Origin of the sequence: Kribbella sp. VKM Ac-2571 (assembly GCF_004362255.1) — a bacterium.
In the GTDB taxonomy this organism is placed as follows: Bacteria; Actinomycetota; Actinomycetes; order Propionibacteriales; family Kribbellaceae; genus Kribbella; species Kribbella pratensis.
In genome coordinates this window covers 11,518-35,305 of the sequence record NZ_SNWS01000019.1, presented here as the reverse complement: position 1 = coordinate 35,305, position 23,788 = coordinate 11,518, and the positions used below count along the sequence as shown (strand labels likewise).

The 23,788-nt window shown below is 67.5% G+C and carries 23 protein-coding genes and 1 pseudogene; 14 read left to right on the top strand and 10 right to left on the bottom strand.

What is annotated here, in order from left to right; all coding sequences use genetic code 11:
- Positions 1 to 87 precede the first annotated feature (87 nt).
- On the top strand, positions 88 to 330 hold the full coding sequence (locus EV651_RS33110; protein ID WP_238157346.1) for a hypothetical protein: 243 nt from the start codon (positions 88 to 90) through the stop codon (positions 328 to 330).
- Positions 331 to 457: 127 nt separating this feature from the next.
- Positions 458 to 3,685, top strand: a complete 3,228-nt coding sequence (locus EV651_RS33105; RefSeq protein ID WP_133789208.1) for a hypothetical protein — start codon at positions 458 to 460, stop codon at positions 3,683 to 3,685.
- Between the two features lie 20 nt (positions 3,686 to 3,705).
- On the opposite strand, the gene EV651_RS33100 is transcribed toward EV651_RS33105, so the two are convergent.
- Positions 3,706 to 3,999: a DUF1330 domain-containing protein gene (locus EV651_RS33100; RefSeq protein WP_133789207.1), complete on the bottom strand. Its 294-nt coding sequence runs from the start codon at positions 3,997 to 3,999 to the stop codon at positions 3,706 to 3,708.
- 120 nt (positions 4,000 to 4,119) lie between these two features.
- On the opposite strand from EV651_RS33100, the gene EV651_RS33095 reads away from it, so the two are divergent.
- From EV651_RS33095 to EV651_RS33085, 3 genes are read left to right on the top strand one after another with little or no spacing between them, the layout of a single operon-like run.
- Positions 4,120 to 4,473: a helix-turn-helix domain-containing protein gene (locus EV651_RS33095; RefSeq protein WP_133789206.1), complete on the top strand. Its 354-nt coding sequence runs from the start codon at positions 4,120 to 4,122 to the stop codon at positions 4,471 to 4,473.
- Between the two features lie 39 nt (positions 4,474 to 4,512).
- Entirely contained in the window at positions 4,513 to 4,926 is a 414-nt protein-coding gene (locus EV651_RS33090; protein WP_133789205.1) for a metalloregulator ArsR/SmtB family transcription factor, read from the top strand.
- Entirely contained in the window at positions 4,923 to 6,071 is a 1,149-nt protein-coding gene (locus tag EV651_RS33085; protein ID WP_133789204.1) for a cation diffusion facilitator family transporter, read from the top strand. The genes EV651_RS33090 and EV651_RS33085 overlap by 4 nt, the downstream gene beginning before the upstream one ends.
- Positions 6,072 to 6,094: 23 nt before the next feature.
- On the opposite strand, the gene EV651_RS33080 is transcribed toward EV651_RS33085, so the two are convergent.
- Together EV651_RS33080 and EV651_RS33075 are read right to left on the bottom strand one after the other, a co-directional pair.
- Entirely contained in the window at positions 6,095 to 6,601 is a 507-nt protein-coding gene (locus EV651_RS33080) for a VOC family protein (protein ID WP_238157345.1), read from the bottom strand.
- Between the two features lie 86 nt (positions 6,602 to 6,687).
- A complete protein-coding gene (locus EV651_RS33075; RefSeq protein WP_133789203.1) occupies positions 6,688 to 7,347 on the bottom strand; it encodes a metalloregulator ArsR/SmtB family transcription factor in 660 nt (219 codons plus the stop codon).
- 99 nt (positions 7,348 to 7,446) lie between these two features.
- Here EV651_RS33075 and EV651_RS33070 point away from each other — a divergent pair, with 99 nt between their 5' ends.
- The 3 genes and pseudogenes from EV651_RS33070 to EV651_RS43425 all read left to right on the top strand — a co-directional run bounded on the left by EV651_RS33070 (position 7,447) and on the right by EV651_RS43425 (position 10,194).
- Positions 7,447 to 8,772 carry a rhodanese-like domain-containing protein gene (locus tag EV651_RS33070; protein WP_238157344.1) on the top strand — a complete coding sequence of 442 codons (1,326 nt, stop codon included), beginning with the start codon at positions 7,447 to 7,449 and terminating at the stop codon, positions 8,770 to 8,772.
- Positions 8,772 to 9,965: pseudogene (locus EV651_RS33065) on the top strand (MFS transporter); the annotation flags it as partial. The gene EV651_RS33070 and the pseudogene EV651_RS33065, both read left to right, overlap by 1 nt.
- Complete coding sequence (locus tag EV651_RS43425; protein ID WP_370353818.1) at positions 9,883 to 10,194, top strand: rhodanese-like domain-containing protein; 312 nt, start codon at positions 9,883 to 9,885, stop codon at positions 10,192 to 10,194. The pseudogene EV651_RS33065 and the gene EV651_RS43425, both read left to right, overlap by 83 nt.
- On the opposite strand, the gene EV651_RS33060 is transcribed toward EV651_RS43425, so the two are convergent.
- The gene (locus EV651_RS33060; protein ID WP_202870623.1) at positions 10,184 to 10,750 is read right to left on the bottom strand and encodes a TetR/AcrR family transcriptional regulator; all 567 of its coding nucleotides are present in this window, start codon (positions 10,748 to 10,750) and stop codon (positions 10,184 to 10,186) included. The two genes, EV651_RS43425 and EV651_RS33060, sit on opposite strands and share 11 nt — an antisense overlap.
- Positions 10,751 to 10,817: 67 nt before the next feature.
- Between EV651_RS33060 and EV651_RS33055 the strand changes: the two genes are divergently transcribed.
- Both EV651_RS33055 and EV651_RS33050 read left to right on the top strand, forming a co-directional pair.
- Positions 10,818 to 11,714: an ATP-binding cassette domain-containing protein gene (locus EV651_RS33055; RefSeq protein WP_133789201.1), complete on the top strand. Its 897-nt coding sequence runs from the start codon at positions 10,818 to 10,820 to the stop codon at positions 11,712 to 11,714.
- On the top strand, positions 11,714 to 12,478 hold the full coding sequence (locus EV651_RS33050; protein WP_133789200.1) for a hypothetical protein: 765 nt from the start codon (positions 11,714 to 11,716) through the stop codon (positions 12,476 to 12,478). Before EV651_RS33055 ends, EV651_RS33050 begins: the two co-directional genes overlap by 1 nt.
- A 10-nt stretch (positions 12,479 to 12,488) precedes the next feature.
- On the opposite strand, the gene EV651_RS33045 is transcribed toward EV651_RS33050, so the two are convergent.
- The 3 genes from EV651_RS33045 to EV651_RS33035 all read right to left on the bottom strand — a co-directional run bounded on the left by EV651_RS33045 (position 12,489) and on the right by EV651_RS33035 (position 16,120).
- A complete protein-coding gene (locus EV651_RS33045) occupies positions 12,489 to 13,121 on the bottom strand; it encodes a DUF2461 family protein (protein ID WP_133789199.1) in 633 nt (210 codons plus the stop codon).
- Between the two features lie 21 nt (positions 13,122 to 13,142).
- Positions 13,143 to 15,065: an acyl-CoA dehydrogenase family protein gene (locus EV651_RS33040; protein WP_238157343.1), complete on the bottom strand. Its 1,923-nt coding sequence runs from the start codon at positions 15,063 to 15,065 to the stop codon at positions 13,143 to 13,145.
- Between the two features lie 65 nt (positions 15,066 to 15,130).
- Positions 15,131 to 16,120, bottom strand: a complete 990-nt coding sequence (locus tag EV651_RS33035) for an aldo/keto reductase (RefSeq protein WP_133789197.1) — start codon at positions 16,118 to 16,120, stop codon at positions 15,131 to 15,133.
- 386 nt (positions 16,121 to 16,506) lie between these two features.
- On the opposite strand from EV651_RS33035, the gene EV651_RS33030 reads away from it, so the two are divergent.
- Entirely contained in the window at positions 16,507 to 18,669 is a 2,163-nt protein-coding gene (locus EV651_RS33030; RefSeq protein WP_133789196.1) for a SpoIIE family protein phosphatase, read from the top strand.
- Positions 18,670 to 18,675: 6 nt separating this feature from the next.
- Here the strand turns inward: EV651_RS33030 and EV651_RS33025 are convergent, their stop codons facing one another.
- Positions 18,676 to 19,407 (bottom strand): sulfite exporter TauE/SafE family protein, encoded by a 732-nt coding sequence (locus EV651_RS33025; RefSeq protein ID WP_133789195.1) that lies wholly within the window; start codon positions 19,405 to 19,407, stop codon positions 18,676 to 18,678.
- On the opposite strand from EV651_RS33025, the gene EV651_RS33020 reads away from it, so the two are divergent.
- The 3 genes from EV651_RS33020 to EV651_RS33010 all read left to right on the top strand — a co-directional run bounded on the left by EV651_RS33020 (position 19,385) and on the right by EV651_RS33010 (position 21,646).
- Positions 19,385 to 20,092: a DinB family protein gene (locus EV651_RS33020; RefSeq protein WP_133789194.1), complete on the top strand. Its 708-nt coding sequence runs from the start codon at positions 19,385 to 19,387 to the stop codon at positions 20,090 to 20,092. The genes EV651_RS33025 and EV651_RS33020 overlap by 23 nt on opposite strands.
- 66 nt (positions 20,093 to 20,158) lie before the next feature.
- The gene (locus tag EV651_RS33015; RefSeq protein WP_238157342.1) at positions 20,159 to 20,998 is read left to right on the top strand and encodes an AraC family transcriptional regulator; all 840 of its coding nucleotides are present in this window, start codon (positions 20,159 to 20,161) and stop codon (positions 20,996 to 20,998) included.
- 66 nt (positions 20,999 to 21,064) lie between these two features.
- Positions 21,065 to 21,646 carry a dihydrofolate reductase family protein gene (locus EV651_RS33010; protein WP_133789193.1) on the top strand — a complete coding sequence of 194 codons (582 nt, stop codon included), beginning with the start codon at positions 21,065 to 21,067 and terminating at the stop codon, positions 21,644 to 21,646.
- A 21-nt stretch (positions 21,647 to 21,667) separates the two neighbouring features.
- Here EV651_RS33010 and EV651_RS33005 read toward each other — a convergent pair whose 3' ends face one another.
- Both EV651_RS33005 and EV651_RS33000 read right to left on the bottom strand, forming a co-directional pair.
- Positions 21,668 to 22,246, bottom strand: a complete 579-nt coding sequence (locus EV651_RS33005; protein WP_133789192.1) for a TetR/AcrR family transcriptional regulator — start codon at positions 22,244 to 22,246, stop codon at positions 21,668 to 21,670.
- 37 nt (positions 22,247 to 22,283) lie between these two features.
- Positions 22,284 to 23,723 (bottom strand): MFS transporter, encoded by a 1,440-nt coding sequence (locus EV651_RS33000; RefSeq protein WP_238157341.1) that lies wholly within the window; start codon positions 23,721 to 23,723, stop codon positions 22,284 to 22,286.
- Between the last annotated feature and the right edge of the window lie 65 nt (positions 23,724 to 23,788).

The window sequence follows — 23,788 nt, the reverse complement described above, 5'->3', positions numbered from 1 at the left end:
GAGTACTTCATCAAACCACGGCGGCCGGCGGCTCCGAGGGGGTCCCGTGTCGCAGAGTCCGCGAAAACGGCGCATACTTGAGTTCTGATGCTGCCCTATCGCGCGACGACGCGTCGTCACCTCTCCACCAGTCCTTTCAAGGCCCAGGTTTCTGACTCGCTCAAGAGTTACGAAGTCGGTGAGCGGGTCTCTCACGACAGGGAAGGACTCGGCCGCGTCCACTCGGTCGAAGGTGACGGCACCGTCATCATCGACTTCGGCGCCGGACGTCTCCTTCGAGTCGTCGCCCCCTTCTCCAAACTCCACTCCCTCGGGCAAGCCGACGCCTGATCCACTCCCGCTGCCCCTGACCCTCCCAGGTCAGTAACTCCGCGTAGCCCAGACTCGCGGCTTTCGCGACCGATCGCGTATCAGTCGCCGTTCTCAGCCCTCTTATAGGTGAGAGGGGGTGGAGCAAATGACGATTCTCCTGAAGCCGCCGGCCGACGGGCTCACCTCGGACACGGATGTCTCGTTTCACTACCGGCTGCGGGTGGTGTTGCTGCTTGTGGGCGTCGGCGTCCTCGCGGTTGGGTCAGTGCTCCTCGGAGACCGCGTCGACGGTTTGCCGCAGGTGGTCTGGGTCGTAATCCTCGGGCTCGCCATCCTCATGGTGGTTGTTCTGCTCGCCACCGACCTGCAGCGCCACCTGCGTGCCGTACTGCGCTGGCTCGCTCTGATCCTGAGTGCTCTTGCCGCGGCACACTTCGGTGACGCGGCGAGCCTGAAGGGCACGGCGAGGTCGATCGTCGACATCGAACTCGCCGGCAGCAGCGAGGCATGGACGGCCTGCGGGTGCGGCGGTGACTTCACGAGGGCCGTTCACCAGGACTTCTGGTTCATCGCCTCCTATGTCCTCCTGCTCGGTCTACTGGTGTGGTGGGCCGGCAACTACTTCCGGCTGCCGGCGCTACGGCAGGCGCGAACCACAGTCGTCATCGCTGTCGTCGTCGCGGGCGTCTTCGATGTCGCCGAGAACATTTTGATGCTCACCGCGGGATCGTCGGACGGGCCTTGGCGGTTCGTCGCGGTCTGCGCCTGGGCCAAGTTCACCTTGCTCCTCGTCGCCATCGCCTACACCGCGGCTGGCGCCTTCGCCTGGTGGTCGACGCCACGCTGGGTCAGGCTCGCCTCTTTGAAGCTGCCGACGTACGCCCAGAAGGCCGCCGGCATGAAGCCTTCGGAGGAGGTCGCCCAGGCTCCGGAGGGCACCCAGATGAAACGCGCCGAACCCCCGCGCGGAGAGGCGAAGTACGGCATTGCGCTTTCCGGCGGCGGCATCCGGGCGTCCTCGATCAGCCTCGGCGCACTCCAGGCGCTCGACGGTGAGATCCTGAGCTGGTCCGGCGCACGCGCGGTCACCGCCGTGTCGGGTGGATCGAACATGGCGGCCGGCTGGAGCATTTCGCGATCCAGCCTCCAGGCGACGGACGACGAGACCCGTGAACGAGAGCGCCTCCGCCAGGTGGCACCTCGCCCGTGGCGGCAGCAGGAGAACGGCTGGCTCACCCCGGAGGAGCGCCACCTGGTCGACAACCTCGGGTACCTCGGATCGAACCAGCCTCGAGGATCCGACACCGATCCGGCAGCCGCGAAGGCGACCAGGCAAGCCGGACCGGAGGGCAGCCAGACGTCCGCCAAGGCGTCGTACCGCCCAGCCGTGTTCGCAACGGTGATCGCCGGGCTGACAGTCAACCTGGTGGTGCTGCTGAGCATGGGGTGGGCAATCGCACGGCCTGTGGGCTGGGCATTGCGCGGCCTCACGGGCCAGGGCGGCAAGCTGCCCAACGGCGCGATGCACCACCTCGTCAAGAGCCATTCGCTCGCGCTGCCCGGGATCATTTTCCTCGCCGCCGGATTCGCCGTCCTGATGCTCTGGGTCCTCGCCGGTCAGTTTCTCGTCGGCTACGCCCAGAACAATCTGGCTGCGCGCGTCATGCTGCAGACGCTGAAGAGGGCGTCGTACAGCGCGCTCGGCCTCGGCGCGTTGCTTGCACTGACGTTGTGGGGCTTCGTCGAACTGGTCGGCGCGGTCGCCCATCTGACGTTGCCCACGTTGATCGCTACGGTCGGTGCGAGTGCCGGTGTGGTCGGCTCAGTCGTCCGCATCCTCAGGAAGCCGGCAGCGCGCTTCGCGCCCATGCTCGGCGGCTTTGCGTTCGTCCTGGTCGCGCTGGGTCTGACAGCGCTGGCGACCTGGAACGCTGCCAAGCACGATGTGACCTGGTCCAGGCACGATCTGGTCAGCTGGCAATCCGGCTGGAACTGGGTTCTCGCCCTGGCGATCCTGACTGTTGTGCTCCTCGGGCCGAGCTCGGAAAGCTGGTCGCTGGCGCCCTTCTACCGAGGCAAGCTGCGTCTGGCCTACGCGACGTACCGGACCAAGAACGGCGGGGAAGACGTCCGTGTGCACCCGTACGAGAACGATGCGCCGGGTACGAACGAGGCGAACCATGAACCCGGCCTGTTCGCCTTCAACCACGACAACGCAGCGGTGCGTACGCCGTTGGTGGTGTGCACGACCAGCACCGTGACCTCGCGTGCGGTCCGCACCCGCTACGGCACTCCGGCCCTGAGCGTGACGTTCGACCCCGAGCGGACGATCCTGCATCTGCCGCAGGACGGACGCGGCAACACCTTGCAGTTCGCCGCGTCCACCCGGGTGCTCGACCGACTCGGCAAGAAGCTGCACAAGCGGATCACGACGATGATGGCGGTCGCCATCTCCAGCGCGGCGGTCTCCCCCGCGATGGGCCGCTACCAGATCGGGCCGACCAGCATGCTGCTGGCCTTCTTCAACATCCGGCTCGGCGTGTGGATCGCCAACCCGCGGTTCATCACCCAGCTCGAGGCTGCCGGCCTGGACAAGGAGAACGAGCTGTCGTACCCACGGACCGGCCTGGGGTACCTGTTCAAGGAGTTCTTCGGGATCCACGACCTCGACGATCCTTACCTCTACCTGACCGACGGCGGCCATTGGGAGAACACCGGACTCGTCGAGCTGCTCCGGATCCCCGAGATCACCGAGATCGTCTGTGTCGACGCCGACTCCGGACCGGGTGACGCGACGAGCTCGCTCGGCAAGGCCATCGCGATCGCCCCGAGCGAGTGCGACATCCGGATCGACATCAGCCTCGACCCGCTCCGGGCCACACCGAGCACCTCGCGCGTCCCGGCGTACTCGCCCCGGACCGTCAACCTGGGGTTCTTCACCAAGGGAGCGGGATCGTTCACCGACCAGACCCCGGTCGGTGTCCTCTGGTATGCCAAACCCGGCCTGGCCAAGGAGATGCCCGCGGCGTTGCTCGCATTCCACGAGCGATACCCGACCTATCCGCGCGAGTCGACCCTGAACCAGTTCTTCGACACCGCGAGCTTCGTTGCCTACCGCAACTTCGGTCGTTACAACGCCCGCCAGATCCTGCTGGCGCGCGACAAACTTCAGGAGGCCCTGGATGAGCTGCTCCTCATCACCGACCCCGTTCTTCTCAGCAAGGTGCTGAAAGAGAAGGCCTGTGATGGCCACTGGGCTGTCGCTGAACTCTCCCGCGCCGCCCACAGCGCCGCCACCACACCACCCCTCGTCACCGCCTACTGCCGCGCAGTAAGAACCTCCCTGGTCAAACCCGCCGAGGGTCAGGGCTAGCGGCGACGTACGCACCTCGGTCAGTCGATGCCTTCGACGATGCGGAAGTCGCGCTCGACGCCGTCGGCGAGGGCGACCAACGCTTCCTGGTAGGCCGCACTCTCGTGCGCTGCGACCGCCTGCTCGAAGTTGTCGAACTCGACCAGGACGGTGCGTTCGGCGATTCCGGCGTCGTGGGCGACGACCCGACCGCCACGGATGAGGGTCCGTCCGCCAAAGGCCTGGACGGCCGGACGGGCCAGCTCGTTGTAAGCAGCCAGCTTCTGAGGGTCTGAAATGGTGCGGTAGGAGCTGACCCAGTAGCCCTTGGGCATGGAACCTCCAGGTGTTGGGACGAGAGCTGTCGACGCTCTCGGAGCGCTTCGGAAATCGAATCAATGAGGCGCACGATAGTGTGTCGGATATCGAAGCCGCAAGACGGGACGGTACGACGGATGGCGGCACCCAGGCCGGGACGGGCGGTCCGAGGATCGAGCACGGGCCGGCCACTGATGGCCGCCCTCGACCTGTTCGGCCGTAGGTGGAACCTGCGGATCGTCTGGGAACTGCAACACGGGCCGGTCGGGTTTCGCGCGTTACAGGAGCGCTGCGACAACATGTCTTCCAGCGTGCTGCGGCAACGGCTGACCGAGCTGCTCGATGCCGCCCTCGTCGAGCAGCGTCCGGACACCACCTACGCCCTCACCGAGCTGGGCCACGGCGCCCGCCGCGCGCTCCGCCCGCTCGTCCGATGGTCCGCAGAGTGGGCCGCGACCCTCGCCGCCACCGATTCCGAAGGCACCCGCTAGCGCTTTGCGGCGGGAAAGCTGCAGGCTTAGTATCTGCGTATGCGCGCAGATACGCAATCGCGTAAGCAGGCGCCGGACGACGATCACGTGGCGCTGGCCGTGGAGGTGTTCCGGATGCTGTCCGATGCCACCCGGGTGCGGCTGGTCTGGGCACTGCTGGACGGTGAGAAGTCGGTCAACGAACTGGCCGACGCGGTCGGGAAGTCACCGGCCGGCGTATCGCAGCACCTCGCCAAGTTGCGCCTGGCACGACTGGTCCGGACGCGCAAACAAGGCAACCAGGTCTTCTACCGAATCGAGAACTCACACGTCGGCCAACTGGTCGAGGACGCGATCTACCACGCCGAACACTCCAGCGGAGGTTTCCCCGACCACCACCGCCCCGCCGGCGCGGCACCTGCCCCCGAGTCCGCCGCAGTCGCCCGACCGACCCGAAGGACGAACATCCGATGAGTACGGCGGACCACGACCACAAGCACCCCCACCGCAAACCCAACGCCCAGACGCCACCAGCCGGACATAGCCACGCGGCACACGACGCGAAGCCAGACGCCGCCGCCCACGGACACGGCCATGGTCATGGTCATGGTCATGGTCACGGGCACGGCCATACCCACCGCGACGGCTTGATCGGCAGGCTGAAGGAGATCTTTGTTCCGCACTCGCACGACAGCAGCGACAAGATCGACTCCGCGCTCGAGGCGAGCAAAGAAGGCATGCGCTGCCTGAAGATCAGCTTCGTCGGTCTGATCGCGACCGCGCTGATCCAGACCGTGGTCGTGTTCCTCACCAACTCGGTCGCACTGCTCGGCGACACCCTGCACAACTACGCCGACGCCCTCACCGCCATCCCCCTCGCGATCGCCTTCATCCTCGGCCGCCGGGTCGCGACCCGCGCGTACACCTACGGCTTCGGCCGCGCCGAGGACCTCGCCGGCATCGTGGTGGTCGTGCTGATCGCCGCGTCGTCGGCGTACGCCGGCTATGAGGCCGTCAGGCGCTTCATCCACCCCAGCGACGTGCGCAACGTCGGCGTGCTGATCGCCGCCGGCGTGGTCGGGTTCCTGGGCAACGAGATCGTCGCGCAGTACCGGATCCGCGCCGGCCGGCGGATCGGATCCGCCGCCTTGGTCGCCGACGGGTTGCACGCCCGCACGGACGGCTTCACCAGTCTGGCCGTGGTCCTCAGCGCAGTCGGCGCCTGGCTCGGCTTTCCGTTGGCCGATCCAATTGTCGGTCTACTGATCACGATCGCGATCCTGTTCGTACTGCGTGACGCCGCCCGTGAGGTGTACCGGCGCCTGATGGACGCCGTCGACCCCGCACTGGTCGACCAGGCCGAAGCGGTCATCCGCTCAACCCCGGGTGTCGTCGAGGTCACCGGCGTCCAGCTCCGCTGGGTCGGCCACGCCCTCCGCGCCGAAGCCCGCATCGCCGTGGACTCGCACCTGTCGCTGATCGAAGCCCACCATCTCAGCCACCAGGTCGAACACGAGCTCGTCCACGGCGTACGTCGCCTGACCACCGCCACCATCCACGCCGAACCCCTCCCCCACGACGCAACCGCAGCCCACGCCCTCACCAGCCACCACCACTAACCGCCCCAGCCGCCGTCCGCAGGCTAAGAGCCGGCCGAGCCGAACAGTTCGGTCATTCGGCGTGTCAGTTCGTCGGGGGTCACGTCCTCGATGTGTGACGCTACTGTCCAGCCGTGGCCGAACGGGTCGATGATGTGGCCGTCGCGGTCGCCGTAGAACTGGTCCTCCGCCGGACGCTGCAGCGTCGCACCGAGCTCCACGGCCCGTGCGATGACCGCGTCGACGTCCTCGACGTAGATGAAGAGCGAAGCGGGCGAGCCCGGCAACCCCTCGGGCGGCGGCGCGGTGGTGCCCCGCTGGGGATTCTCGTCCTCCACGATGACGACGGAGTCGCCGATCTGGATCTCCGCGTGGGCGATGGTCCCTTGCGGACCTGGGAAGTTCATCCGCTCGGTCGCGCCGAACACCGAACTGTAGAACTCGAGCGCCTTGACGGCGCCCGCAACGGTGAGGATGGGCGTCACCCGGCGGTACGAATCGGGAATCGGGTTGGGCTTTGCTGCCGGTGCCATCTGGTCTTCCTCCGTCATCCGGGCAGCTCGAATACCGCCCTCTATCAGTAGGACGATCGGAGACACGGCGCATACGACAACCGCCGGGCCGGGTGGCACTCGTCCTAATGCTCGACCGGCAGACCGGCCATCGCCCACTCCGGGAACCCGTCCTCCAGCCGGGACGCGATATGCCCTTCGCTGGTCAGTTGCCTGACGGCGTCGTCGGCGTACACGCAGTAGGGACCCCGGCAATACGCCACGACCTGAGCACCACTGGTCACCTCACCCAACCGGTCCTGCAGTTGGGCGATCGGCAGCGAGATCGCACCGGGCAGGTGCCCTGCGTCGTACTCCGCCACCGGCCGGACATCCAGTACGACGACGTCCCCGGCGCGCAGTCGCTTCACCAATTCATCGCGGGTCATGCTGTCGAGCGAACCGCGGTCGCCGAGGTAGTCCTGCGCGAGCCGATCGAGACCCGAGGCATGCTCCTCGGCGGCCGCCCGCATCGCCCGCCACAGATCCGTCACCGCGGGGCCGGCGATCGCGTAGTAGATGTGGGTTCCCGACCGGCGGGTCCGGACCAGGCCGGACCGGAGCAAGCGCTGCAAGTGGTGCGAGGTGTTCGCGACCGACTGGCCGATCTCGGTGGCGAGGTCCTCGACCGACCGCTCCCCTTGGGCCAGTACGTCGATCAGCTCCGCCCGGCGACCGTTCGCCAGCGCCTTCGCGCCCTCGGTCAGGGCGTCGAACAGTGCTGTCTTCGCCGCGCGATCCCGCATCGATCAGCCTCCTGAGCAGCGTATTCAAGTGATTTCTTGACAATACCCCGGGTCTAGCGCTCTTATTCAAGGAGTGCCTTGAACAGGATGGCGGGTGCGATGACGGTAGTTCCGCTGGTGGACGAGGGTCTGGGCAACTCGGCGTACCTGGTCGACCTGGACGACGGCCGCGCGTTGGTGGTGGACGTCAGCGTCGACCTACGGGCCGCGACAGCGACAGTTGAGCGGCGTGGACTGACCGTCGCGTTCGCCGCGGACACGCATCTGCATGCCGACTTCCTCTCCGGCGCGCGACAACTCGCCGCGAGCCAGGGCACCGAGATCCTCGCGTCCGCCGCTGGTCATCGCGAGTTCGGCCACCGCGGTCTGCAGGACGGCGACGAGCTCGACCTCGGCGGGTTGCGGCTGCGAGCACTCGGTACGCCGGGCCACACGCATGAGCACCTGTCCTTCGTTCTCCTCGATGGTGCGCGCCCGCTCGGCGTCTTCAGCGGCGGATCGCTGCTCGTCGGTGCGGCCGCCCGTACCGACCTCGTCTCCCCGGATCAGACCGAGGCGCTCGCCCGTGCGCAGTACGCCTCGCTCCGGCGTCTCGCCGAGCTGCCCGGCGACGTGGCGGTCTGGCCGACCCATGGTGCCGGGTCGTTCTGCTCTGCTCCACCGGGTGCGGACCGGGTCAGCACGATCGGCCGCGAACGGGCAACGAATCCGCTGCTCCAGGTCGGCAGCGAGGACGCGTTCGTGAAGGAACTGCTCGGGTCGCTCGGCAGCTTCCCGCCGTACTTCCTGCGGTTGCCTGAGATCAACCGCCGAGGTCCGGCCGTCCTCGACCGCGCCCCGTCCCTACGACCCCTCGATGCCGTGGCACTCCGGAGCACGGACGCCGAATTGGTCGACGTCCGACCGACGAGAGACTTCGCGGCCAGGCACATCCCGGACGCATTGTCGATCCCGCTGCGGCCGGCGTTCGCGCCGTGGCTGGGCTGGCTGGTGCCGGACGGCCGGCCGGTGATCGTCGTACGGCGCCCCGACCAGGACGCCGACGAGATCGCGTGGCAAGCGGCCAAGATCGGCTGCAACGTCGTCGGCGAACTGCGCGGCGGGATGGACGCGTGGGACGGCGAGACCGTGCACACCCAGCTGATCCACCCGGACGACGTCCACGGCGCGGTGCTCGACGTCCGGCAGGAGTCCGAGTTCGACAGCGGCCACCTCCCCCACGCCCAGCACATCGAACTCGGCGCGCTCGTGCACCGCACCGATGAGGTACGACGCGAACCGCTCGTCGTGATGTGCGGCCACGGCGAGCGCGCGATGAGCGCCGCGAGTTTGCTCGAACGCGCCGGGCACCGCGATCTCGCCGTACTCGTGGGCGGAGCGGAGGACTGGACCGCGGCGACCGGGCGGGAGCTGGAGACCGGCTGATGCGACTCGGGATCCGCGCCAATCTCGCCCAGTTCAGCCTGCTGATCGCGGTCAACGCACTCGTCGGCGGGACGCTCGGGCAAGAACGTACCGTCCTGCCGCTGCTGGCCGACCACACGTTCCACCTCACCGGGTACACGTTCCTGCTCACCTACGTCCTCGCGTTCGGCCTCACCAAGGCAGCGACGAACTACTTCGCGGGCACCTGGTCGGACCGGTTCGGGCGCAAACCCGTGCTGGTGATCGGCTGGCTGATCGCCGTGCCGGTTCCACTGCTCCTCATCTGGGCACCGTCCTGGGGTTGGGTCGTCGCCACCAACGTTCTTCTGGGCATCAACCAGGGCCTGACCTGGTCGACGACGGTGATCATGAAGATCGATCTGGCCGGCCCACACCGGCGAGGCCTGGCGATGGGTCTGAACGAGGCCGCCGGTTATGTGGCCGTCGCGGTGACCGCCCTGGCGACGGGCTATCTCGCCGCGCGCTACGGCCTGCGTCCGGCCCCGTTCCTGCTCGGACTGTCGTACGCCGCTCTCGGGCTCGGCCTGTCCGCGTTCGTCGTACGCGAAACCCGAGGACACGCACAGCTGGAGGCCTCCGGCCATTACACCCGGGGCGAGTTGACCAATCGCCAGGTGTTCAGCCGGACGAGCTTGCGCGAACCGGCGCTGTCGGCGGCCAGCCAGGCCGGGATGGTGAACAACCTGAACGACGGACTCGCCTGGGGACTGTTCCCGATCCTGTTCTCCACCGCGGGGTTGTCCATCGCCCGGATCGGGATCCTCGCCGCACTCTACCCCGCCGTTTGGGGCCTTGGGCAACTTGTCACCGGTCCGCTGTCGGATCGCTGGGGACGCAAGAGGCTGATTGTCGCGGGCATGCTCGTCCAAGCCGTTGCCCTCGCAACGGTCGCCGCGGGCGACGGCTTCCCGCTGTGGGCGGCGGCCGCAGTACTGCTGGGCGTCGGCACCGCGATGGTCTATCCGACACTGCTCGCCGCAGTCGGCGACGTCGCCCATCCCGCCTGGCGCGCGCGAGCCGTCGGCGTCTACCGGCTGTGGCGCGACGGCGGGTTCGCGGTCGGCGCGATTCTGGCCGGTCTGGTCGCGGATGTCTGGGGACTGCGGGCCGCGGTCTGGGTCGTCGCAGTCATCACCGCATTGTCAGGTCTCGTGGTCGCGGTCCGAATGTACGAGACCCATCCGCCCACGAAACCACCTGGAACGGCGGCTCGACCCCACGAGCACCGCGAGAATTCCCGAGGCCGTCACGCACGACATCCAATGGATCGTCATCTGCGAAGGCGGGTACTCTTCGAGCCTCGCAGCTCGCTCACTGCGAGAACTCGGCCTGTTCCGTAGTGCCGACGTCATCGGGGGGTTCCAGGCCTGGCAGAGAGCCCGCCTGCCGGTCACCCACTGATCGCGGTGACAGCTGCGGCAATGACCTGAGTGATCCTGGCGGCCGCCGCGTCCGGTTCCGGTTGCCCGGCGTCAAGCCACGCCATCACGCCCTCGACGGCGATCGTCGGGATCAGCTCGGTCGCCCACTGGAGACGCTGCGGATCGGCGATCGCATCACGCAGGTACGGCGCCGCAGTGGCTTTCATGGCCTCCCTGAGCTCGTCGGCATGTCTGCGGAACTCAGGCTCCCTGCCTGACTGACGGAAGAACAGCCGGAAGCCGTCCGGGTCCTGCTGAGCAGCTGCGACGAGCGCTTCGAGGCTGCCAGGTGTCAAATGATCAGGGTGTCCGGTAGCGACCCGGAGCCGGTCGCTGACGTCGGCGAGCACTGCCTCGTACAACTCCGCCTTCGACTCGAAGTGCCGATAGATCAACACCCGGCTGATGCCTGCCTCGGTAGCCACCTCGTCCAGACCGGTCGCCGCGAAACCACCGCGGACGAACGCCCGCGCCGCAGCCGCGATCAACGCCGCCCGTCGCTCCGGCCGCTTCAGCAACCTTCCAGGTTCCGGCACCCGATTCACTCCAAACTGTTTACCCGCGTGTTGACACTTTGATGTTAACACCCGCATCGTGGTTGCCATGAGCGCCCATCGCTTGACCGAAGGCATCGCCGTCCGCGGTCTGTCCAAGTCGTTCGGTGCGGTACCGGCGGTGGACAACCTGACATTCGACGCGGCCCCCGGGACCGTCACCGGATTCCTCGGCCCGAACGGAGCCGGCAAGTCCACCACGTTGCGAATGGTGCTCGGACTGATCCGGCCGGACTGCGGAACGTCCACGATCGACGGACAGAGCTACCACGAACTGCCCGTTCCGGCGGCCGTTGCAGGAGCTGCGCTCGACGCAGAAGGTTTCCACCCAGGACGAGCAGGCCGAACCCATCTACGCATCTACTGCCACACCAGCGGCGTGCCGCTGCAACGCGCTGACGACGTACTCGACATGGTCGGTCTCGCCAACGCCGCACACCGAAGGATCGGCGGGTACTCGCTCGGCATGCGGCAGCGACTCGCGCTCGCAGTCGCATTGCTCGGCGATCCACGGACCCTGATCCTGGACGAACCTGCCAACGGACTCGATCCCGAAGGCATCGTCTGGATGCGCACCCTCCTGCGCCAGTTCGCCGACGAAGGACGGACCGTCCTCGTGTCCAGCCACGTACTCACCGAGATGCAGCACCTCGCCGACAACGTGGTCATCATCGACCGCGGCCGGCTGCTGTACCAAGGCCCCGTCAACCAGGCACCGGTGATCGACGTCCGGACGCCACAAGCCGACGTGCTGCGCGTCTCACTCGCCCACCGAGACGGTGTCACCATCGACCAGCCCGCACCGGACCGGCTCCTCGTCACCGGACTCGACGCGACTGCCGTCGGCCGCACCGCGTTCGAAGCCGGCATCGAACTTGCCTGGCTCGCCGAACGAACCGGGAACCTCGAGAACCTCTTCTTCGCCCTGACCGCGGCGGAACGCTGATGAATCACCTGATCCGATCCGAGATCGCCAAGCTGTTCGCCACCCGGCTCTGGCTCGCGATCCTGCTCGCGACCATCGCGCTCACCGCGCTCTTCGCGAGTCTCAATATCGCCTTCAACGACAGCCCTGACACTCTCGCACCACCCCTGGCCACCGCCGCGGGACAACAACTGTTGTTCGCCACCAGCGCCGGTGGCGCACAACCACTGGTCGCGGTCCTCGCAGCGATCGGCATCACCAGCGAGTACCGGCACCGAACGGCGGCCACCACCTTCCTGATCGCGCCGGCTCGACGCCGCGTCCTGCTTGCCAAACTCATCACGTACGCCGCGACCGGTGCGGCGTACGCGCTCGCCTGCATCGCGACCGTGTACGTCATCAGCCGACCGTGGCTCGACTCCCGTGGCATCAATCTCACACTCACCGGCGACGGCATCCCCGCCACGCTCACCGGCGTCGTCCTCGCCGTCTCCCTCTTCGCACTCCTCGGCATCGGCCTCGGGGCTTGCCTACGCGACCAGATCGCCGTCGTCGCCGGGCTCCTGATCTACCTGTTCGTCGCCGAGCCCATCGTCACCCGCATCCCCGCCCTCCAAGACTGGACGATCTACCTCCCCGGCCCGGCAGCCAACGCCCTGACCCACACCACCCTCACCAATCAAACCTTCCTGTCCCCTTGGCAAGGCGGCGCAGCACTCGCGACCTACGCACTACTCGCCACCACCGCCGGACTCCGCTCCATCACCCACCACGACCTCACCTGAACCTCCCGCGTCACGGCCTCGTCTGGGCCACGTTCTCGACCATCCATCGGGCCAGCGGGCGCAACTGGGAGAACGCTGCGAGCACCTGATCCGCTGCGGCGGGGGTGTGAATCCATTCCTCACAACCGAGCGGCCGTGTCGCGATGAACGACCTGTGCCGCAACAGCCCTGCCCGCGGATGATCAACGGGATAGCCGCGCAGCGGCCCCTTCAACAGGTCGCCTGAGACGACGTACCCCTCCCCCGCAAGCTTCCGCACAATGGCAGCCAAACGCCGGCCAGAACCGTCGTCCGCCACCGCAGCGCGATAGCGCTCGATCTGCACCGACGGCGCGTACCACCACGCCAAGCTGACCTCCAGCCCATCCAGATCGAACCGAACCCCAAGCTCAACGTTCCGACCGAGCCGCACAATCGCACTCTGCCGCTGCCAGGCCCGCACCAGGACGTCGCCGTACCCCCAGACCGAAAAGTCGTCGTACGCCGAATCCGCATCAGCCACCATGTTGAGCAGCTCGATCATCGGCCGCCGAACCAGTTCCTCCCGATCCCGTCGACACTGCCACCTCACCGCAGCCGAAGGCTCACCCTCAAGCTGCAACAGCACATCGAAAGCACCCCGCGGCCACCCTTCGAAATCCACCCCAGGCAGCCTAGCGAGCGGTTATCGGTAACGGCGCGACTTGTTCTCAGTCTTTGATTCGCCGGGCTGCCATTCGGCGATCCACGGGCCGGTTCCCTCCGAAGGATCCACGATCCCGTCCTCGAGCCACCGGTGTTTCCCGTCGAGCACCTGCCGAGCCAGCCTTCGATCGGAGTCATCAGTGTTGCTCCACAGCTGCTCGAACAGGTGGTCGACCCGGAGCCGCGCCTGCTCGCAGAACACCGCTGCCAACTGGTACGCCGACTCACCCTCAGCGCCGCCCCGTAGCGTTTCGGCCCGCGAACAGGATGCGGCCATCGCGAACAGTTCGGCGCCGATGTCCACGATCCTGGCCAGGAAGCCTTGCCTGTACTCGAGCTTCGCCTGCCATCGACCCATCCCGTAGAACGTCTGCCGCGCGAGCTTGCGGGACGATCGCTCGACGTACCGCAAGTGCTTCGCGAGCGGCCCGAACTCTCGGTACGACCTGGGATCCGACCCCTTGCCCACGGCGAGCTGAGGCAACCATTTGGCGTAGAACCCGCTCGCGTTCACCGCCGCCTTCGCCTTGGCTTGCAGATCGGCGTCCGCTGAGGCCAGATCGCCGGCCGCGGACAGGTGAGCGTCGACCGCCTCCCGGGCGATCAGCAGATGCATGATCTCGGTCGAACCCTCGAAGATCCGGTTGATCCGCAGATCGCGCAGGATCTGCTCCGCGGGCACCGCGCGTTCGCCCCGGGCCGCGAGCGAGTCGGCGGTCTCGTACCCGCGCCCACCGCGGATCTGCACCAGCTCGTCGGCGATCCGCCAGGCCATCTCGCTGGACCACAGCTTGGCCAGCGCCGCCTCGATCCGGATGTCCTTGGTGCCCGCGTCGGCCAGGTTCGCCGACAGGTCCAGCACGGCCTCGAGCGCGAACGTCGTGGCCGCGATGAACGAGATCTTCTCGGCCACGGCCGCGTGGGCCCCGATCGGCCGACCCCACTGGACACGCTCGGCGGACCATTCCCGCGCGATCTTCAGGCACCACTTGGCGGCCGCCGTGGTAGTCGCCGGAATGGACAAGCGACCGGTGTTCAGCGTGGTGAGCGCGATCCGCAGGCCGGCGCCTTCCCGTCCCAACCGGTTCTCGGCCGGCACCCGGACCTTGTGGAAACGGGTCACGCCGTTCTCGATCCCGCGCAACCCCATGAACGCATTGCGGTTCTCCACCGTGATCCCCGGCGAGTCGGCCTCGACCACGAACGCGCTGATGCCACCCGGCTCCCCGTCATGTTCAGGTACGCGCGCCATCACCACGACCAACTCGGCGATGACGCCGTTCGTCGTCCAGAGCTTCACTCCGTCGAGGAGGTACGCCGTACCGTCGTCGGTCGGGGTTGCGGTCGACGCCATCCGGGCCGGATCCGAGCCCACATCAGGCTCCGTGAGCAGGAACGCGGTGACCGCACCGGCAGCGCAGCGGGGCAGGAACCGCTCCTTCTGCTCGTCGGTGCCGAACATCTTCACCGGCTCCGGCACGCCGATCGACTGATGCGCGGAGACGAGCGCGCTCAGGCTCGGATGCACCGACGCGACCAGCATCAGCGCCTTGCCGTAGTGCGACATCGGCAGGCCCAGACCGCCGTACTGGGTAGGGATCTTGATGCCGAAGGTCCCGAGCTCCGCGAGCCCCCGCAGGTACTCGTCCGGGATCTTCGCCTCCCGCTCGATCAGCAGGCCGTCGAGGGTCGCGCAGTACGCCGCCAGCCGGGCGATGAACTCGTCGCCGCGGGCTGCGTCGTCCGCCGCGATCGCGTGCGGTTGCGGATGGATCAGCGACAGGTCGAAGTCGCCGAGGTACAGCTTCTTCGCGAAGCTCGGCCGGGTCCACTCGGTCTCCCGGGCCGCCTCGGCGACCTCTCGCGCTTCACGCTCACCGACCTGCCGCGTCGTAGCCGTCACGGGTATCCCTCCTCGCCTGGGCACTCCTAACTACCCGCTAGTACCCCAAACGAGCTCGCGGCAACTCAGAGGCCGACCATCGCCATCCCGGCCGGGTTGTAACGGTCCCCCTGGACACCGATCCGAGCCGCGAGCGCGTCGAGATCGGCGATCTCGTCGGCCGACAACGCGACCTGGGTCGCGCCGGTGTTCTCGTCGATCCGCGGCCGGCGGCGGGTTCCGGGAATGGGGACGATCCACGGCTGCTGGGCCAGCAGCCAGGCAAGGGCGATCTGGCCGGGCGTACAGCCCTTCGGCTCGGCGAGGGCGCGGACGTAGGCGACCAAGGCCTCGTTGGCGCTCAGGTTGCCGGCCTCGAAGCGCGGGACCCGCGAGCGGATGTCATCGGCGGTGAATTCCGTCGACGTACTCACGGTACCGGTCAGGAACCCCTTGCCCAGCGGGCTGAACGGCACAAACCCGATCCCGAGCTCGGCGCACGCCGGCAGCACTTCCGGCTCCGGGTCCCGCGTCCACAGCGAGTACTCGCTCTGCACAGCCGTGACGGGGTGTACGGCGTGTGCCCGGCGGATCGTGTCCGCACCGGCCTCGGACAGCCCGAAATGCCGGACCTTGCCGGCCTTGACGAGTTCAGCCACCGCCCCGGCGACATCCTCGATCGGTACGTCGGGATCCACCCGGTGCTGGTAGAACAGGTCGATCACATCGATCCCGAGCCGCTGCAACGACTCGTCCGCGACCCGTCTGATCTGCTCGGGACGCGAGTTCGTCCCGGTCATCCGGCCGTCCTGGATGTTCCACCCGAACTTGGTCGCGATCACGACCTGGTCGCGCAGCGGCGCGAGCGCCTCACCGACCAGCTCCTCGTTGACGTACGGCCCATACACCTCGGCCGTGTCGAAGAACGTCACCCCGGCGGACTCCACGGCGTACCGGATCACACCGATCATGTCGTCCCGGTCACCAGGGTTCGGCCCGTAGCTCTGCGACATCCCCATACAGCCGAGACCGACCGCGGAGACCTCCAGACCTTGACCGAGCGTGCGTGTGTGCATGATGCCCCCTCAGGGCTCAGAGATTTCGATACCGCCGAACCGACGGCCTGACCTTGCCATCGGCAACCAACTTTCCGACGCCTGATAGGCGGGTGAGCGTGCGCTCGAAGTCGCTCGGAACCGCCTGGCGCAGGATCAGCAGGTAGATCGCCCGACGCCGTTGTTCAGCTTGATCGTCGGAACGCTCATGCCGCCACCGTAGGCCCGCACGCCGCGGCCAGGGAGTCACTGCCGTTCCAGGTACTGCCAGTGCCCCTCTCACAACCGGCCAGCTCAGTGGCTTGACGTGGCCCGATTTCCAGCGTCCCATGAGCTAAGGCAACGAGGCGCTCGGCCCGGGGGGTGGACAGGGTGACTCTGTCGCGGATAGTGACCCCGTAGAAGCCATGGCTGAGCGCACGCGAGCTTCTTGGGTCTCGAGGCCGGTCGGGCTGCGTCTGCCAGCGGAGCTGGGCCGAACTGCCGCGGCCATTGTCCTGGTCGGAGCGGCCTATTATCTCGGTGCGCGTCTGGGTCTGAGCCTGTCGCTGGTCGAGCGAAACGTCACGCCGCTGTGGCCGCCCAGCGGCATCGCGCTCGCGGCGTTCCTCGTTCTGGGTAGGTCGATGTGGCCGGCGGTCGCGCTGGCAGCTCTGGCCGTCAATCTGCCGATCAGCGCCGGTCCGGTGCCCGCGCTGTTCACCGCCGTGGGCAACACCCTTGCACCACTCGTCGCGGCGATCGTCCTCGAGCGCGTCGGCTTCCGGCGTCAGCTCGCCAGCCGGCGTGATGCGTTGGCGATCGTCTTCCTGGGTGCGCTCGCGAGCATGACGATCAGCGCGACCATCGGCGCGACCACGCTCGTCGCCTCGAAAGCGATCGGCATCGATCAGCTGGCCGGTGCATGGGCAGTGTGGTGGACAGGTGACGCGATGGGCGTCCTCGCCGTCGCGCCGTTCCTTCTGTGCATCCCTCTGTTCTGGGAGCTCGAGCCGTGGCCCACAGCGCGCTGGCTCGAGGCCGCGGCAATCCTCGTGCTGACTGTTGCGCTTGCGCTGTGGACTGCGCTTTCAGGCCTGTCACTGCTGTTCCTGGTGCTGCCGTCCCTGGGCTGGGCCTCGTGGCGTCTCCAGTTGCGCGGAGCCGCACCAGCCGCGCTCACAGCCTCACTGATCGCGACCTGGTCGGCGACACACGAATTCGGCCCCTTCGCGGGTACGTCGCTGCTGGAAAAGATGCTGACCCTTCAGGCGTTCAACGCCACCGTCGCGCTCATGTCGTTCTTCCTCGCCGCGCTCGTGACCGAGCGGATGCGGTTCGCTCGCGCGCTGACGTCAGCAGCCGCGGACCTGGAGGAGCGCGTCAAGACTCGCACTGCGCAGCTGACGGCAACCAACGACCGCCTACGCCGCGAGATCCACCAGCGGTACGAGACCGAACAGCAGTTGACCCTCGAAGAGGCACGGACCCGGCGCGAGCACCTGATCGCGGAAACGCTGCAACGCAATCTGCTCCCCGACCGGATGCCGGACATCCCTGGCGTGGCCGTGGCCGCCCGCTACATACCGGCGACCGCAGACCTGCACGTCGGCGGCGACTGGTACGACGTGATCCCCCTCCGCGGCGGCCTGGTCGGTCTCGTCATCGGCGATGTTGCCGGGCACGGTCTGCAGGCCGCGGCCGCCATGGCACAGCTGAGGATGGCGGTCCGGGCGTACGCCGTACACGATCCTTCACCGGTAGCGGTGATGAACGGCCTGCACGAACTGGTCCACGAGCTGCCGATGGCCGAGCTGGTGACCTTGCTCTACGTCCTCTATGACCCCGACGCCGGCACGATACGGTTCACGAACGCCGGACACCCGCCCGCCCTGCTGATCGACGGCGCAGACACGCGGTACCTCGAGGATGGGCTCGCCCCGCCGCTCGGCGTACTCGCGCAATGGTCCTATGCCGAGGCAGCCCAGCAATTGCGGCCTGGAGCCACTCTTCTGCTCTACACCGACGGCCTGGTCGAGGAGCGCACGCTGTCGATTCAGGACGGACTCGATCGGCTGCAAGCCGAAGCGTCCGGCAGCCAGGCCGACCTCGAGGCTCTCTGCGACCACGTCCTGTCGGTACTCCCCGAGAACGGCGAGGTTGCCGACGACATCGCACTGGTCGCGCTCCGGCCGTTGGTGTTGGCCGGAGTGCCGCTGTCACTCGACGTACCAGCCGATGCGCGCATGCTCCTTCCGGTCCGGCACGCGGTAAGCCGCTGGCTGCGCGAATCAGGCGTCGACGAACGCGGGGCCGGCGAGCTCGTCGACGCCTGCGGAGCGGCCTGCAGCAACGTCGTCCGACACGCGTACGGCGCCTCCCCCGGCGACATGCACGTCGAGGCGCGAATTGTGGACGGCACAGTCGAGCTGACCGTGCGCGACCACGGTCGCCGGCGGACTCCCCCGGACCGCAGCAGCAGTCTGGGCCTGACCCTGATCCGCGGCCTCACAGACTCGGTCGACGTCAACAGCGGCCCAGACGGCACAACAATCCTCATGCGCCGCAACGTGGTGATAGTGCACGAATAGCCGGCATCACAGGCCAGTCAGGAACAGTGCGCCTGCGGCGAGCAATCCGATCTCGACCAGCAGGACGAAGACGCGGTCACTGATGCGGCCGACGATCTTCTTGCCCGTCCACGCGCCGAGGAGCGTGGACGGCGTGAGTGCAGCGCCGTACAGCAGAACTCGCGTGGTGAGCAGATCCCCAGCGCCGTACGTCGCGATCTTGGTGACATGCATCGTGAGCGCGCTGGCGGCCTCCGTGCCGATGTACGCGGCACGAGTGAGTCCAGCGGCGAGGAAGAACGGCGCAGTGAGCGGACCGACCGAGCCCAGCAGCGCAGACCCGAGACCAGACGCGGCACCGACAACGGCGAAAGCCGGCTGCGAGGGTGGTCGCGGTCGACGCCGGACTCGTCGCCATACGACCACCCCGATCAGGAACACACCGAGCAGCCGCTTCAGCACCGGCAGCGGCGCGTGGGTCAGCAACACCCCACCGATCACCGCACACGGTACGGCGCCAAGTGCGAACCAGCCGATGATCGACCCCCGCAGCTCACGCCGGTTGAGCCAGACCCGCGAACCGTTGCTGGACAACTGCGTCAAGGTGAGCATCGGTACGGCGGCTCGCAACCCGAACAGCACGGTGAACACCGGAAGCAGCAAAACCCCGCCACCGAACCCAGCGACCGCCGACAACAACGCAAGCCCAAACGCCGCAGCCGAAGCCGCCGCCAGCGTGAGCAAGACGCTCTCCGTCATCGGCCCAACCACCCGCCCGTCTCCTGTAGCGTCGCCGAGGAGTTCGGATGACGGCGCAAGGGAGACCAGGATGGCCAGCCCGGGGACAACGGACAAGTCGGAGGGGTCAGAAATGGCTACGGCTTGGTGCTCTGCGGTCGCGGCACAGTACAGGTCGACCCTCGATGACTTGGCGATCGTCCTGCGCGGTTGTCCGGATGACCTCTGGGAGGCAAGCATCTACGAGGTCAAGAAGACAGACCAGTGGGCGTGGCCTCCGACCGATCGTGATGGGCAACCGTTCGACGACCCAGCGGTCCGCGAACGGAAGCTCCAGGCCTCCTCTGCCGTATGGCGAACCGCCTCCCACGCTCTCTGGTTCACCGACCTCGACTTGTCCACCACCGAGACTGATTGGGCACCGCCGGCCCCGTTCTCACCAGATGACGAGGACGGCTACGTCGTACCACCGACGTACTCTCGCGACCAAGTTTCCGCCTACCTCGACCACTGCCGGCGGAAGGTCGACACGCTCTTCAGCCACCTCACCGACGACCAGGCCGCCGCGCCCCTCGCCGACCCGCACCGAAACGGCGGAACGTCGCTGGCGGCCGTCCTCATCCAGGGCGTCGTCCACCTCCAACTCCACTCCACCCAGATCCGCACGTTCCTCAGAAGCCACGGCATCCGCTGCGAAGATGAGTAAGAGCCCCGCTTCTCGCTGGGCCATCCCGGCTCGCGATACCGGCGGAGCGTCGGCGATGCTGTGGGTATGGAGTACGTGTCCAGAGTGCCGCGGCCGCCGCTGGACGGGCTGATCGACGACCTCTACTACCTGGAGGGAGCGCCGCCGTACGCCCGGCTGACGCTGCCGCCGATGCCGGCGGCGTTGCTCATCGTCAACCTCGGGGCGCCGTTCCGCATCCGCGCCGGCACCGACATCGAGACGACCGAGTACGCCGACGGCTGCGTGGTCACCATGCCCACACGCGCGCTGGAGTTCGGCTATCCACTCCCGACCCGGTCCGTCGGCGTACACATCAAGCCATGGGGGCTGGCGCCGTTCCTGCCGATGCCTGCGGCCGAGCTGTGTGACCGGCCGGTGACGATAGAGCAGGTTTGGGGCCGGCCCGCCGTTGCTCAGCTGCGGGACAAGCTGGCCACGGCGGAGGGACCGCACGAGATGCTGACCCTCCTCGAGGAGGAGCTCATACGACGGCTGTGCGAGGCGGCCGGCCTGGGCCTGGTCCGCCATACGAGCAGTCTCATCGCGGCGACCGCTGGGGCGGTAGCGATCGGCGACCTCACCGTGGCGGCCGGTGTCAGCAGCACTCATCTGACACAGCGGTTCAAGGAGCTCATCGGCATCACGCCGAAGCGGCTGGCCCGCACCTACCGCTTCGCCGCCACCGTGTTCTCGATCAACCTCGCCGGACCGATCGACTGGAGCGACCTCGCCGGTCGCGCAGGCTACTTCGACCAGGCCCACTTCGGCCACGAGTTCCGAGAGTTCACCGGGCTCACGCCGACCCGGTACGTCGAAGTCCGGCGGCGGTTCCTGCGCGAACATCCCGGCCACGTGTTCGAAGGCTGGCCACTGCCGGCCGATTGATTTCTTACAAGAGCGACAGCTCACGAAACGCTAATTTGGGGACACCCCGAATCAGAGGAGAGTCCCGTGGGCAAGGTGGTCATGTACAGCTCGGTGTCGGTCGACGGCTTCATCGCGGACGACAATGACCAGCCCGGACCGCTGTTCGACTGGTTGACCGGCGGTGACATCCCGTTGGACGAGAGCGGCGTACTCAAGGTGTCGCAAGCGTCCTACGACTACACCCGGACGTACTGGGACCAGATCGGGGTGACAATCACCGGCCGCCACGTCTTCGACCTGACAAACGGCTGGGACGGCAAACCTCCAAGCGGCATCGACCACGTAGTCGTCGTGACACACCGGCCGGCCCCCGAGGGCTGGGACCCCGAGGCACCGTTCTACTTCGTCGACGGCGTCGAAGCAGCCGTGGCCAAGGCACAGGACCTATCAGGCGACCGCACAGTCGAGGTCGCCACCGGCAACGTCGGCGGCCAAATCCTCGCCGCAGGCCTGATCGACGAGATCCGCATGGACGTAGTACCCGTCATCCTCGGCTCCGGCAAGCGGTACTTCGGATCAGTCGACGCCCAGTACCTATTGGAGGATCCCGACGTGGCCATCCAGGGCAACCGAGTGCTCCACCTGCGCTATCAGGTACGCCGCTGACCGCGCCGCCTGAACCCGTCCTCAGTGGGCGTGAAGCAGTGAGCGCAGAGTGGAGACCAACGTGGATGGTGCGGCTTCCGACGTGAGGCGGCCTGCGTCGACCTCGTCGGCGGCTGCGTGCAGCACGGCGTAGAACGTGGCGACCAGCCAGTCGCGGGCCAGATCGGTACGGAAGACACCGTCCTGCTGACCACGTGCGATCAAGTGCTCGACATGACGGAACGCAGCATCATGCTGCTCGCGGAGCGCGGCGGGGCCCAGCAGGTCGACCGCCGCGAGCCGCACCTTGCGGTGGCGATCGAGCATCGGCCACGACGTACGGACGAGCCGGTCCAGGGCTTCGTCGACATCGAGCGCGTCGAGGTCGAGCGCCGCCAGCGCATCGTCGGTCTCGGCGACGGCACGCCGTACGACGGCCTCGACCAGCAACTCACGGGTCGCGAAGTGCGCGTACAGCGTCATCCGGGTGATGCCGGCAGCCGTCGCGACCTCGCTCATCGTCGGCACGCTGCCGCCGACGAGGAGGTCGCGGGCGGCGCTGAGGACGGTCTCCGCATTGCGCTCGGCGTCCGCGCGGCGGCGACGGTGGTCAGTGGCCATCTTCGAAGCCTACGAACCTCTGCTCCACAACGACGAATCAGTGAGCATGGCCATGCCCGTGACCGGCCACCGGCTGCGGCTTGCCCGCCGGGACCAGCACCAGCGCGACGAGCGCAGCGCCGGCCGCAGCGATCGCGCTGGCCAGGTACGCGTCGGTGAAGCCGCCAATATCCGGTGTTCCCGCGGACGACAGGCTGGCGGCGGCAATCGTCGAGACGACCGCGACACCGATGCTGCCGCCGAGTTCGTGGAAAGTGTTCACCACCCCGGACGCGACGCCGGACTCAGCTGCCGGCACGTTCGCCAGCGTTGTCGTGGTAGCCGTCACGAACACCGGCCCGACGCCCAGCGCGGCGATCACGAATCCGGGCAGAACCGATGTCGCCACGCTGTCGCCCGGTGAGACCTGAGTCAGCATCGCCGCACCGGCCCCGACCAGCGCGAAGCTCGCCACCGCGATGATCCGACCGCCCACACGGCTGATCAAGTGGGCACCGATCTGTGCTCCGATCGTGATCGCGATCGCGACCGGCAAGAACAGCAGACCGGTCTTCAGCGCACTGAAGCGCAGCATGTGCTGGAAGTACAGCGAGGTGACGAAGAACAGCCCGAGCAGCAGTCCGGTCGCCAGCAGCATCAGGAACGTCCCCGATACGACCGGTCGACCGGCGAGCGTCTGCGGTCGCATCAGCGGGACGTCAACCTTCGCCTCGGTCAGCGCGAACGCGCCGTACCCGATGACCGCTCCCCCGATGGCAGCCAGAGTTCCTGTGGACCCCCAGCCCGCATCGCCAGCGTGGACCAAGCCGTAGATCAGTGCCGCCGTGGAAGCAGTCACCAACAGCGCACCTGGTACGTCGAGGCTCTGCCGCTCTCGCGACCGGTCCGGGCCCACCAGGCGCGGGATGAGTACGACGATCACGACACCGATCGGCACGTTTACGAAGAACACCCACTGCCAGCCGGGGCCGGCCGTCAGAAGCCCACTCAGCAGTACGCCGATCGCCGCGCCGGCGCCACCGATCGCGGCCCAGATGCCCAGCGCGCGATTGCGCTCACGGCCGTGGAACGTCGTCGTGAGTATCGACAACGCGGCCGGTGACATCAACGCCGCCCCTATCCCCTGGCCGGCGCGCCCGGTGATCAGCACGGCCGCGTTCTGCGCGAGCCCGGAGGTCAGCGACGCGAGCGTGAAGATCGCGAGCCCGGTCAGCAGGGCCCGCCGAGCACCGAGCAGATCGGCCAGCCGGCCACCGAAGATCATCAGGCCACCGAACACCAGCGTGTACGTCGTCACGACCCAGGTCAGCGCAGCCCGTTGCAGGCGGAGGTCATCACCGATGCTCGGCAGCGCGACCTGAACCACCGTGATGTCCACGATCAGCATGAACTGCGCGAACGCCAGCAGCACCAACGTCAGCCACCGCCGCGCGTGCGCCCCCTCCGAACTCTCCACATGCATCTGCGGATGGCTCATCACGCTCTCCCTAACTTTGACATCCGTGTATAGGTTATTTGATACCCTACCCCGGTACAGAAGAC